This window comes from Intestinimonas massiliensis (ex Afouda et al. 2020) (assembly GCF_001244995.1).
Lineage (GTDB): Bacteria > Bacillota > Clostridia > Oscillospirales > Oscillospiraceae > Intestinimonas > Intestinimonas massiliensis.
Genome location: NZ_LN869528.1, coordinates 124544 through 135723, shown reverse-complemented (window position 1 = coordinate 135723; position 11180 = coordinate 124544). Strand labels below are relative to the sequence as shown.

The window sequence follows — 11180 nt, the reverse complement described above, 5'->3', positions numbered from 1 at the left end:
GAACCTTATCCGAGAATCGCATAGTAGTACACGGTACCGGAAACATTGCATTGGTAGTTTATTCCGTCGTTGGGACGGCTCCCTGTATAATCATAGTACCAGGTGAAGGTCTTCCCATCAGAACTCTTCTTTCCGTAGTTGTTGGAGCTATAATAATTGGACAGGCCAAAGCCTTTTTGATATGCCGTCGTCAGCATGTTGGCATAGACCAGATAGCCACCATAGCTGTAGGAGCCAAGCGCCGCACTATATTCTCCATTCTCGTTCTTACTCCCCAGCAGCATAATCAGCTTCGGCAGAAAAGGGAACGTTAAACTGCACGGGTTATTGGCCCCATAGGTGCCAGTGCCGGTATAGGAGCCCGTGGCAATCCGTACCCCCCCGGCATCCCCAAGGGCGGCAACCAGGTCCTGGAGGCTGGTCCAATAGGGTGCTCCACTGGCACCCTGGCGAAGCACAGATCCTGCCACAGACGGGAAGGCGAGTTGGGCGAGGGTGGTGGAAGCCGAGGGATAGATCAGGCGGTTGGCCGACCAACTCGTCTTGCCGGTTCCTCCCTTATTGACAGCCATAGTGGGCAGGCGGGCGGCGGCCATAGTCCCAGAGGCGATCTTGCTGGCATCCAGGTTCGGGATGCGGGCAGAATCGAATATCCCGCTGTTGACATCTCCGGCCGCGTGGTGGTGGGTGGCGGCGGCCTTTGCGGCCAGTGCTTCCTCCAGGCCATCCACACACTCTGCCTTTGTGATCGGATAGAGCAGGTATTTGTTGCCCGCCGCGTCCTTTACGGTCATAAGACCGTTGTATTCATAGGTCGCCATGGGTACCTCCTATTCCAGTGTCTGAATCCACAGGTCGCCCGCCGCCAAACCGGCAGGCTGGACCGCCTGGACATATACCGTGCCCTTGCCGTCCCAGCCGGCGACCTTTTCGGCGGTGATGCCATCCAGGACTGTCTTGTTGCTGTGGCTGTGATTGCCCTGGGCGGCGGCGTTGACCTTGCTCTTCAGGTCGGTATCCAGATCGGACTCAGATACCTTATCTTTTGCGGCCAGTGCGCCCAGGGCGGATACCGTAGCCTGGATCGCCTCCACCGTACTCTTATCCGCCTTAGCCCCGATGGCCGCATTGAGACCCGCCACCACATCCTCGTGGGATGCGATGTATTCGGCGATCTCCTTGAGAGTGTCATAGGTGTCAGGAGCTCCGTTGATAAGGCCATTGATGGCAGCGGAAATCTGCGTGGTCACGTCCGTGCTCTTGGCCCGCTCATTGATAGCGGCCACCATCTCAGCCAGCTTGGCGGCCACGGTGGTGGTATCGTCCAGATACACATTGTCCGCTTTGGTCTGGACCATAAGATCGGTCAGTACGCCCTCCACCAAAGCTCGCAGTATCGCTTTCTTCGTTACATTGGACATCGTGGACGCCTCCTATAACAAATCGAAATTATAGCCCCCGGCAGTCGGGGCCTGATTCACAGTGGCATTGCGGATGGAATAGGTATCTCCCTCCACCTCAGCGGTCACGGCCGATGCGCCGCTGTCCTCTGCCAGCTCCAGCATGGCGTTGGCGGCGGCCTGGCCCCCGGATGTATCGAACCAAAGCACGGGGCCCTTCTCCGGTTCCGTCCCGCTCACCACAAAGAGATCCGGTATCTGGGCGGTCACTACCTTCCCGTCGCTCCCGAGATCGGCCTTCTTCGCCAGGAGCCCTTCCAGCTCGGCCCAGGTGATGTTCAGCGGGTTTCCGGAGGCATCAAAGGTGATAGAGTCCGTTTGCTCCGTGCGGATCAGCAGCTTCATACGTTCATAAATGACTACGCCGCTGTTCTGGGTATCCAGGAACTCACACTCCTGACCGGCATTGTCGTAGAGGTAAGCGCCCTCTTGTCCGGTGTCTGGGTCCTGCGCCATGAGTGCCAGTTCCCGATAGAGGAACCCCTCCGTGAGATCCTTGTTGTCCAGGGTGGCAATCACAGCGGCCTGGGCTGCGTCGTCCGTGGCCACGACGCCGTCAATGCGCAGCGAGTGCCGTTCGTGGACGAGTGCGGTACGGTTGATCATGGAGCCGCTGCCGATCAGGCCATCCCCCATGGCAATGCGGGTAAAATGGACACCCTTGCCCTGCTTCCACTTGGTCTCCAGGGTGGTGCCGAATGTGGTAAGTTTCAGCTTTGTGAAGGGCATAAGATCACTCCTGACTGATGGTCATCTGCCTGCCAATCACCTTGGCGGCGGCGAAGGGCAGAGCTGCCTGATACCTCTGCTCTTTGGATAGATGGAGTAGGGTGCGGGCCGGTTTTATCTTGTTGAGCTCCTGAAGGAGCAGGTCCCGGTCATCCAGTACGATATCGCCGCCGATGAACCACACGGTGGCCTCGGCCCAGTGGTCCGGCTTTGCTCCGGGGATGACCTCCACCTGGTCGTATCCAAAGGCGCGGGCCAAATACCGGATTCCTTCATTCGTGCCGGCCTTCTCGGCGATGCTCGCTTTCAGGGCGAGGCGGATGCGGTAGTTCTCCAGGGTCTCTCCGTCCAGCCGGAGCATATCCCGATCCTGCCCATGGACCGGGAGCATGGCGTCTGAGCAGGTGAGAACGGACGCCTCCTCCCGCACCCGCAGGAGGACTTGCTTGCACTGGTCGAAGGAGCGGCCCAAGACCTGCAAGAAGATGCAGAGCTGATTCAGGGCCCGTTTCCCCCGCTTGAGGGGCCCGGGCAGGAGGGAGAACATGTATTCACCGAAGTTCATGGCCTATACCCCCTCTACTGAGACAGTGATCGTACCGGGGAGAATCACCTTGTCTGTCGCCAGGAACAGGTCCTCTGTGGGAGTGGTAACGGTCACATTCCGTACCACAGACACGTCACTCTTGACCTTGTGGATGAGGTCGGCGTGGGTAAGTTCGTTGAATACCCTGCGGCCTCTGAGCCTGAGCAGGTCGATCACGGCGGCCTTGGCGCGCTCGGCCAGACCGTCCCGGCTGATAGAGTCAGGGATGGTGACCGTGAGGGTAATGTCGGTGTAGACGACCTCAGCACTCTTGACGAGGACGTCGGTGTCGGGCTCCCTGATTTCCTCACAAGCTGCCCGGCACTGGCCCAGGAGGTCTTCCGATGCAGCCCCGGCCTCGGAGGTCACGATGACATCCACGGTGCCCTGGCCTCTGGGGTGCTGGTCGTTGACTGTGACGTAGAGGACGCCGGAGATGGCCTCGCAGACGTTGATGTAGGTATCCCGGAGCGGCACTAATGCCAGCTCGGACCAGGAGCGGAGAGTGCGGGTGCGCGCACTCTCATCGTCTTCGACGTCGCTGCCCTCAAGGGTGATCCAGTCCTCGCCATTGGTGATCTCCACCTCGCCGAGGTAGGTAAGAGTGCGGGTGATCTGTGCCTCCGGCACGTTGTAGCGTGAGCCCTCTGTCTCCGCCTCCACCAAGACGTCCACCGACTGGGCCCCCTTCTGGAGCACTGCGTCCTCCAGCACGAAGAAGCGCAGCTCCTCGCCGTTGATGTCCTTTATGGTCTTGAAGATATGCCCTTTGGCGATCTTGACCGCCTCGGTGTCCGTTCCAGTCCTGGAGACGGTGACACAGCCCCGGGTCTTCCGGGCCTTCTTCCGGAGCTTGGAGTAGTCGGCCATCTTAAGATCCAGCCACGTGCCAGAGGCGTGGGAGACAAAGGACTGGTTGAGTATAGTGCGGGCCAGCTCCAAAAGCTCGATCTGGATGCGCAGGGCGATCATGAGCAAGGTGTGAAAGATACCGCCAGAGTGGAAGTTCGTGATGACAAAGCCCGCGTCCTTCAGCCCAGCGATCGTCTCTTCCTTCAGATCTTCCAGCTCTGGGACTGGGATGATCTGGTCCAGAATCTCATGGTCAATCATGCTGTTGCCACCTCCACATCGACCGCGCCTATGATAAGATCAAGCTGCCGCACGCCTGACTCGCCCGAGAACTGGAAAGAGCAGCGCAGGCGGAACAGGTCCTCCTCATAAGAAACGCTCACGGCTATGGTCTCCGGGAGGATGACCTCCCGTTTCTTTAAATTGACTCGCACCCGCTGAGTCATCTCCAGGCGGGTGAGCGCGTCGTTCTCCGAGCCGAGAAAGTCGTACAGCCCCCAGCCGAAGTCGGGATCATAGAAGAGATCTCCCGGCTGCATGACCGCCTCCAGGGCAATATTTTGAAACAGACACTCCAGGTCAGCGCAGAGGGGTGCGTCTCCATCCGTGGCCGCTGTGAGCTGCCACGTGTCATTCAGGCGGACGTCGGTATCGCTGAGCCCTGTCATAGGGTCACCTCCCCAATGATGGCTGGGTCGAGCTCTCCGTTGGGGAGGGCAACGGCGACCAACGACCCCGCCTGAAACTGCTGCCTGGACCGGATGCCGGGAATCGCCGGGAACGCCTCATCGGCATTGCCGAAGCGGTCCACCACCTGAACGGCATACTTATACCAGTTTGCGGTAATGTGGCCCTGGTAGCTGCTCCCAGTCTCATCGTTATGGATGACCAGCTCCTGCTGCTCGAAGGTATCGTCCAGCTTTTTCGCTGATATCACCCTGGCAAGGAGTACGGCCGGAAGCAGCAGGTGTGGATATTCCGTGGCAACGTATTTTTTCACGACCTTCGTTGTGAACTCTTCCAGCATACTGCCGCTCTCCCCCCTGGTTAGAAATAGATGTACGTGCGAATAAAGCCCGCGTCATTGGTGATCGTGAGCACCTGTGAGACCTCGAACTCTCCGCTGATGAGCGGATGGGTGACAAGGATCTTGTGCGAGTGCTTGACGAAGGGGGCGGAGATGGTCTCCAGCTCCCAGACTCCCCCGGTACGATTCAGAGCCAGGATATTGACGCCATACTCAAAGGAGTAAACCTTCTCCTGTGCCGGCGATGTGCCCCAGTAGAACACGCCGCCCGAGCAGAAGAAGGGTTTCTTGAGGCCCCAGGCCGCGTTGACGGTATTGATGGCCTGGATGCCGGTCTGCCGGTGGATCGGGAGCCGCTTGCGGGTGGGATATCCCTGGCCGGAGAGGGCCATCTTGCCGATCCCGGCCTGGCCCAGGATGTAGGCGAGCACCTCCTGGGGCGTTGTCTCCAAAAATGTGGCGTTGACGGAGGTCTGCTCCAGCAGGAGCATTTCATCCTTCAGGACAATCTCATTCGCCGAGGCACCTCCGCTGTAAGGCTTTGCGACATAGCCGGTAAAGACTTCGTCCAGGACGCCGTTGTAGCCCATCTCGATCGCCGCCGCATCCATCCTGTCGAGGGATATCCTGGGCTGGAACTGCTCTGTGAAGCGGATCTTCGCCCAGTCGAAATAGGCGGTGCGGGAAGAGTGGACCTCCACCTCTACGCCCTGGTCGAAACGATAGGCCCCGGCCCGGACCGCGATCTGCGGATAAAACAATTCCATCGTTTCCATGGCCTCTCCTATCCCAGCTTCGATTCCATGAGGGTGAGCTTCTTTTTGACGGCGCTGGCATCCGCATCATCCTTTGCCGGGGAATTCCCGCGTCCACTGCCCAGATAGCGCCTGTACTCTGCGGACAGATTTGACGTAGCGGAGGACGCTGAGGAGGCAGAGGAGCTGCCCGCCTTTTTCGCGGTGATCGTCTGAGGGATATACTCCCAAAGCTCCAGGGTGACCGGAAGCTGTCCCTTCTTATTCTCGGCCTTGTGGGTGAGTTTCTTGAAGAGGACCCTCTCAATCCCGTGAGCCGAGGCGTCCTCACTGACAATGGGGATGGGCTGTGGGACGCTCTGGCCGGGGGCCCGGAAAGCCGCCCGGAGTACAGCGAGACGCTGGTATTTGGTTTGAGACTCGGTGTCGTCCAGAATGAGCTCAATGTTGACCTTGGCGTCCTCATAGCCCACGGCCTGCTTGGGCTTGACCGCGCTGCCCTCCACCTCCTGCTCGTCGATCCTGGCCGACTCCGTGACCTCGATGCTTTTGACGAGACCGGGGAGGACGACGCCGTTGAGCTTGATGCACTGGTCTTCCATATAGATCATGGGGCCGTCCTCCCTCCTTTATGCGGGTTGCAGTGCTGCGTCCGGATCGCCGTCGTCCTCCGCATCCTCGTTGGCCTCCGAATAGCTCTCCAGTTCCTTGAGGATCTCCAGGAGCTGCCGCAGGTCTTTGATAGTCTTGAGGTCGGTGGGGATGATGACCTTCTGGATGATGACCTGCTTGGCGGAGCCGCCGCTTCCGGCGCTCTCCTCGCCGCCGTCCTTGCCGCTGCCCGTGGTACCCAGCGGGATCTTTCGGACCGGCTCGCGTTCCAGCCTGGCCCTGGTCAGCTTCAAGCCCTGCTCGGCCGCCTCTGCGGGCGCGTCCTGCGCCAGCTTCAGGCCGTGGGCGTAGGTGGTCATGGTGCGCTGTCCGGAGAGGGTCAGCGTGGACAATGGGCCTTCCTTTGCGTCCGAGAAGGGGAGCAGGTTGCGGATCTTCTGCAGCCCGCCTTTGACCGTATCCACCGCGCCGGTGAACGCCGATTTGATGCCGTTGGCAAAGGTGGTGACGATCTTCTTGCCCGATTCAAAAAACCAGGAGACCGCGCCGGTAATGATCTCTTTTACACCCTTGATCCCGTTGGAGACGGCCTCCCTGGCTGCCGTGATTTTGGTTGTAATGCCGGTTACGATACTCTGGAAGAGTTGCACGACAGCGCCCGGGATCGCCAGCAGCTTCTCTTTCAGGAAGCCGAGGACGGCGTTGACGCCGTCGCGGAACCACTCGCACTTGTTGTAGAGCAGCACCAGGGCTGCGATCAGGGCCACGATCCCGATCACGATCCAGGTCACGGGGTTTGCCAGAAGCGCTGCCGTAAAGCTCCACACAGAAGCAATAAGGGGTTTGAGCGCTGTCGCCGCTGCTGTGATCGCTTGCTTTGCCATTGACGCGATACCACGCCCGACGTTCTTCAAGGCGGCGACTGCTACGCTGCCCGCCGAGCGTATCTTGGTAAAGCCGGCTTTTATTGCGTCACCCGCAAACATCCCATATAGCCGTATCGTGTCTAAAGTATCCGGGATATTCTTGATTGCTCCAATGAATCCTTTGCCGAGTCCCGCTGCTTTTGTGAAGACTAACCCGATGCCGCTGATCACGGCGATGGCCGAACCGCCTATGGCCAGGAATCCGCCGAGGGTCAGCACCACCAGCATGATCGCCCGGACCAGCTCCTGGTTGTTCTCGATCCAAGTCCCTGCCTTCGTCAGTACCTCACTGCCCTTTGCCATGGCGTCGTTGATGGTGGGGAGCAGGCTGTTGCCGATGGACTCGGTGACGTTATGGATCTGCTGCCGGAGGCGCTCATAGCGCTCCGGCTCGGTCTCCTGGATGGCGGAGGCCATCTTCTGGGTGACGCCGGTACCCTGGCCCATTGCATCGTAGAGGCTGAGAATGTTGCTTTCCAGGTCGCCGACCTTGCTGTACATCAGATCGATGAGGGCGACTGCCTCGGTGTCTCCGAAGGCTTTTTGCAGCTCCATTTTCTCAGCCGCGTCCATGGTCTCACCGAACTTGCCCCGGAGGATATCCAGGATCTCCGGCATACTCAGGAGCTGGTTGTTGGCGTCGAGGAAGGATAAGCCCAGCGCCTCGCCGCCCTTGGCGGCAGACCGGAGGAAGGCTTTGTACTTGGTGCCCGCCTCGCTGCCGCCCATGGTGGCCTGGAGCATGCCCAGCACGGAGAGCTGCTCCTCCAGGGGGACCTGTGCCGTGGTGGCCGATGCACCCAATGTCTGGATCGCCTGGGCCATACCGGAACCCGAGGTCTTGAAGGCACGGACGCTCTCAGCGATACCCGCCGAGAAGATCTCTCCAAACTCCAGGTCGGAAAGATCATCATAGTAACTTTTGTAAATGCCGTAGCCCGTGGCAAAGAGGGACGTCATCTCTCCCGCCGTGGACTTAGTCGCCTTTGCCGTCAGGGCAGCCAGGCTGGTAAACTCGGCTACTCCCTCATCGGAGAGGGATGCGATGCCGCTTTTGATGTCATAGGCCGCGCTGATGAAGTCAGCCTTCGTCGTCCCCGCCCACTGATCGGAGAAGCTGCGTGCGGCGTTCTCTACAGCGCCCAGATCCCGCACACCCAGGGAGGCCAGCTCGCCGATGGCCCGGCGGGTCTCGAAGGTTGCCTCCACCGGAGCGAGGGCCGCGCCGGCGATCTGCGTGCCCATTTCCTGCATGACCGCGCCGGCCTTGGCCGCGGAGCCAAATGCCTGGCTCAGGGAATCCAGCCTGGTGACGTCCGCCCCCACCTTGGAGGCGATGCCGGCCATGGGCCCGCTGAGGTTGTCGATCATGTTCATCACAAGCGACAGCTTGAATACGGACTCTAAGCTCATGTGCTTCACCTCCTGGGGGCGGCTGCCGTCACTCGGTAAATACCTTGACGATCGCCTGCGCGACGATATTCACCTCCAGCTCCTGGATAAGCCTGGCCTGCGCCAGGCAGTCCAGGAACTCGTCGAGTCCGGCAGTCTCAGGGTCAAACCCCTCTAAGAGAGGCGGGGGGAGGAAACGGTAGATCTCCAGCAGGCCGGAGCCGATTCCGCTTTCCCGCACCCCCGCGACCCGCTCCCTTAGAGCTTCTTCAAATTTGCCGTATTGGTGAGGCCCAGAATTTCCGTGAGCTTATTGCCGATGCTGATGGCGACGCCGGGATATTCCTCCATATCGCCCGTCAGCCGCTCCTTATCCTCGTCAATGACGGCATCCAGCATGAACACCTTGCTCGCCTTCGTGATCCCGATCTGGGACGCGCTCTTGACGTAGCGGTCATAGCTGGCAACAGAGGGGCGCTTGAAGTAATAGGAAAACTCCTTTTCCTCCTCATCATCTACGGGGATCGTAAGGCCCACACGGTAGACCTTGCCTCCATACTGGGCCTTGAGTGTCTCCTCACGGGAGACCTCCGCAGCCTTCTTCTCAGCTTCCATGGTGCGCACTCCTTTTTCTCAAAAATCTTGTCCCCGGCGCGGGCCTTAAACCGCCTGCACGCCGTTGGTAATGATGCCGCCGACGATCATCAGGTCCACGTCCACGCTCAGGGACTTGTCGCCCTGGGCCGCCTTGTGAGTACGCTTGATAGGGCGGACCTTCTTCAACTCATCGGTGGAGATCGCCTTGCCGTTGTCGGCATAGGATACTACGATAGAGGGCAGCTCCAGATCATAGAAGCTGACACCCCGGGCTTTGCAGAAGGCCAGCAGGTCCTCGTAGTCATCCCGGAGCATGGACAGCTTGCCCGACGCCTTATAGTTGCCCTTGCCGAAGCCGCGAGGCTTGTAGCCTCTGCCGTAGCTCTCCTCCATATCCTGCTCATCGTCGTAGCTGATCTCCTGGACCACCAGCACCAGGCCGGGGAATTTGACGTCCACGTCGCCCCAGTCATAGTTCTTGCCGTTTACTTTGAGCATGGTCTCGTCCTCCTTCCCTTATGTCGTGGCCGGTGCGCGGCCCAGGTCTACCTCGATCTCCCGGATATAGCCCCGGGACTGGTAGCGGATCGTGACGTGCATAGTCTCGTCCTCCAGGATGGTCTGCTCCTGTCCCTCGGGGACGGTGATCTCATAGGCGCTGATCTCCTGATTGTCCACCATACGGTCCAGCGGGATAGCCAGGAATTTAGCCTTGGCCTCCAGCTCACCCTGCACGTCTTCCAGGTCGATGTCGTCGCCCAGGAGGAGCAGGCCCTCCTTGCGGGTCTCCCGGATGATCTTGTTCCTGGGACGTACATCCTCCGCGTAGCGGTAGTCGCTACCGTCCGGGCACATCATCTTGGCGTGATAGACATAGAAGTAGTCCAGGCCGTCATACTCCCGGAAGGTCAGGTAGCCCGCCACATCCAGCAGCTCAATGATGGAGTTGTCCATGGCGGCGGGGAGCAGCTCCTGAAGCTGCGTTTTCTCAATGGCGAAGCCCGCCTCGGTGCGTGTCTTTCCGATGGAAGTCTGGACAGACGCCTTGGCGTACAGGCCGGAGACCAGTGCGGCCAGGTTTACAATCTGGGTCTTGCCGTCCAGCATGACCAGCCGGCCCCAGCCCGCCACCACCTGTAGGTCCGTGCTGCGGATCTTTTTTCGGTCCGCTTCCATCTTCAGGGCCCAATTGGTCAGGTCGCCGCTGTCCTCCGGATATACGGCCTCCAGGAGGAAGAAGGCCGGCTTGTGGTAGATATCCATAAGCTCCTTCTGGGCGGTACTCACCGCCTGCCAGAGCGCCAGAGCGCTTCCGCCTACGATATGGACGAACTCGAACTCCTGATTGAAGTTCCTGAGCTTCTCAATGGCGGCCAGGACGTCCCCGTTGGTCATCGTGGGGGCGACGGTCTGGAAGGTATAGGTATCCCCTGCCAGGAAGGAACTGGGCTTTTGCTCCGCCTCCGCCGCCTCCGCAAACTTGAGGGTCAGGCCGGTGCCGGTGATCTCATAAGCACCCGATACGGGCACGGTGATCTCATCGGTATAGCTGAAGCCGCCGTCAATGGAAACCGCGAAGGCCGCGGTATTGAGCCCGCCCTGGCCGGTGATCTTCACGATGAAGGAAAAGGCGTTGGTGGGCGACCCCTCTACGGTCAGGCTGCCGCCGCCGCTGCCTTGGTGTGTCACCTCGCCGGTGCTTCCAGGCGTGCTGGCGGAAACCGGGATGCAGAACAGCCGGTTCGCACCGAACTGAACGCTGGTCATGGCGGCATCCGCCAGAGGGGACAGGCCCAGCGCCTCCTTGATCCTGGCTGCGGTCATGCTTCCCGTGATGACGATGGGTGTGTCTGCGGTGATCGGAGAGACGCCGATCTTCACATGCAGGCCGTCGCCTGTCGAGGTAGCAAAGCCCAGCAGGCCGTCCGATATAGTGTGTCTTACATCTCGAAGCATTTAGACCTTCGCCTCTCTTTCTTTCCTGGGGCCAGTACGCCCGTCCATCGCGGCCCCGGTAAAGCCAGCGACCGCTTCGGCGTATTCCTGCCCGGTCATCGTCCGGCCCGGCTTCCAGCCCCGGGCGGCGCATACGCCCGCAAAGACTGCCGCCGGCGTCCTGCTCCGCGTGCGGAGTGTTTCAATGGTGAGCAGCTCCGGGCTTGTCCCGTGCTCCGCCACTGCTGCCGGAGCCACCGTCTGGGTGGTGGCCTCCGGCGCTTTGTTTTTCATCGCCATGTTCTGGCT

15 protein-coding genes are annotated in these 11180 nt (G+C 60.1%); all 15 read right to left on the bottom strand.

Annotation, left to right across the window (positions count from 1 at the left end; translation table 11 throughout):
• Window positions 1–5: 5 nt before the first annotated feature.
• The 15 genes from BN2154_RS00805 to BN2154_RS00735 are packed head-to-tail and all read right to left on the bottom strand — an operon-like array spanning window position 6 to window position 11171.
• Entirely contained in the window at window positions 6–821 is an 816-nt protein-coding gene (locus BN2154_RS00805) for a hypothetical protein (RefSeq protein WP_050616984.1), read from the bottom strand.
• 9 nt (window positions 822–830) lie between these two features.
• A complete protein-coding gene (locus BN2154_RS00800; RefSeq protein ID WP_154666606.1) occupies window positions 831–1421 on the bottom strand; it encodes a hypothetical protein in 591 nt (196 codons plus the stop codon).
• Window positions 1422–1433: 12 nt separating this feature from the next.
• Window positions 1434–2189, bottom strand: a complete 756-nt coding sequence (locus BN2154_RS00795) for a hypothetical protein (RefSeq protein ID WP_050616982.1) — start codon at window positions 2187–2189, stop codon at window positions 1434–1436.
• Window positions 2190–2193: 4 nt separating this feature from the next.
• Window positions 2194–2754: a hypothetical protein gene (locus BN2154_RS00790; protein WP_050616981.1), complete on the bottom strand. Its 561-nt coding sequence runs from the start codon at window positions 2752–2754 to the stop codon at window positions 2194–2196.
• 3 nt (window positions 2755–2757) lie between these two features.
• The gene (locus BN2154_RS00785) at window positions 2758–3888 is read right to left on the bottom strand and encodes a baseplate J/gp47 family protein (protein WP_050616980.1); all 1131 of its coding nucleotides are present in this window, start codon (window positions 3886–3888) and stop codon (window positions 2758–2760) included.
• Window positions 3885–4295: a hypothetical protein gene (locus BN2154_RS00780; RefSeq protein ID WP_050616979.1), complete on the bottom strand. Its 411-nt coding sequence runs from the start codon at window positions 4293–4295 to the stop codon at window positions 3885–3887. The genes BN2154_RS00785 and BN2154_RS00780 overlap by 4 nt, the downstream gene beginning before the upstream one ends.
• A complete protein-coding gene (locus BN2154_RS00775; protein ID WP_050616978.1) occupies window positions 4292–4654 on the bottom strand; it encodes a hypothetical protein in 363 nt (120 codons plus the stop codon). The genes BN2154_RS00780 and BN2154_RS00775 overlap by 4 nt, the downstream gene beginning before the upstream one ends.
• Window positions 4655–4674: 20 nt before the next feature.
• Window positions 4675–5430 carry a serine/arginine repetitive matrix protein 2 gene (locus tag BN2154_RS00770; protein WP_050616977.1) on the bottom strand — a complete coding sequence of 252 codons (756 nt, stop codon included), beginning with the start codon at window positions 5428–5430 and terminating at the stop codon, window positions 4675–4677.
• Window positions 5431–5438: 8 nt separating this feature from the next.
• Complete coding sequence (locus BN2154_RS00765) at window positions 5439–6020, bottom strand: hypothetical protein (protein WP_050616976.1); 582 nt, start codon at window positions 6018–6020, stop codon at window positions 5439–5441.
• Between the two features lie 18 nt (window positions 6021–6038).
• On the bottom strand, window positions 6039–8360 hold the full coding sequence (locus BN2154_RS00760) for a phage tail tape measure protein (protein WP_050616975.1): 2322 nt from the start codon (window positions 8358–8360) through the stop codon (window positions 6039–6041).
• A gap of 28 nt (window positions 8361–8388) precedes the next feature.
• Window positions 8389–8580, bottom strand: coding sequence for a hypothetical protein (locus BN2154_RS00755; protein ID WP_050616974.1), 192 nt, complete (start codon window positions 8578–8580; stop codon window positions 8389–8391).
• Window positions 8581–8597: 17 nt separating this feature from the next.
• On the bottom strand, window positions 8598–8954 hold the full coding sequence (locus BN2154_RS00750) for a DUF6848 family protein (protein ID WP_050616973.1): 357 nt from the start codon (window positions 8952–8954) through the stop codon (window positions 8598–8600).
• Window positions 8955–8999: 45 nt separating this feature from the next.
• On the bottom strand, window positions 9000–9434 hold the full coding sequence (locus BN2154_RS00745; RefSeq protein WP_050616972.1) for a hypothetical protein: 435 nt from the start codon (window positions 9432–9434) through the stop codon (window positions 9000–9002).
• An 18-nt stretch (window positions 9435–9452) separates the two neighbouring features.
• A complete protein-coding gene (locus BN2154_RS00740) occupies window positions 9453–10892 on the bottom strand; it encodes a DUF2586 domain-containing protein (protein ID WP_050616971.1) in 1440 nt (479 codons plus the stop codon).
• On the bottom strand, window positions 10893–11171 hold the full coding sequence (locus BN2154_RS00735) for a hypothetical protein (protein ID WP_050616970.1): 279 nt from the start codon (window positions 11169–11171) through the stop codon (window positions 10893–10895).
• Between the last annotated feature and the right edge of the window lie 9 nt (window positions 11172–11180).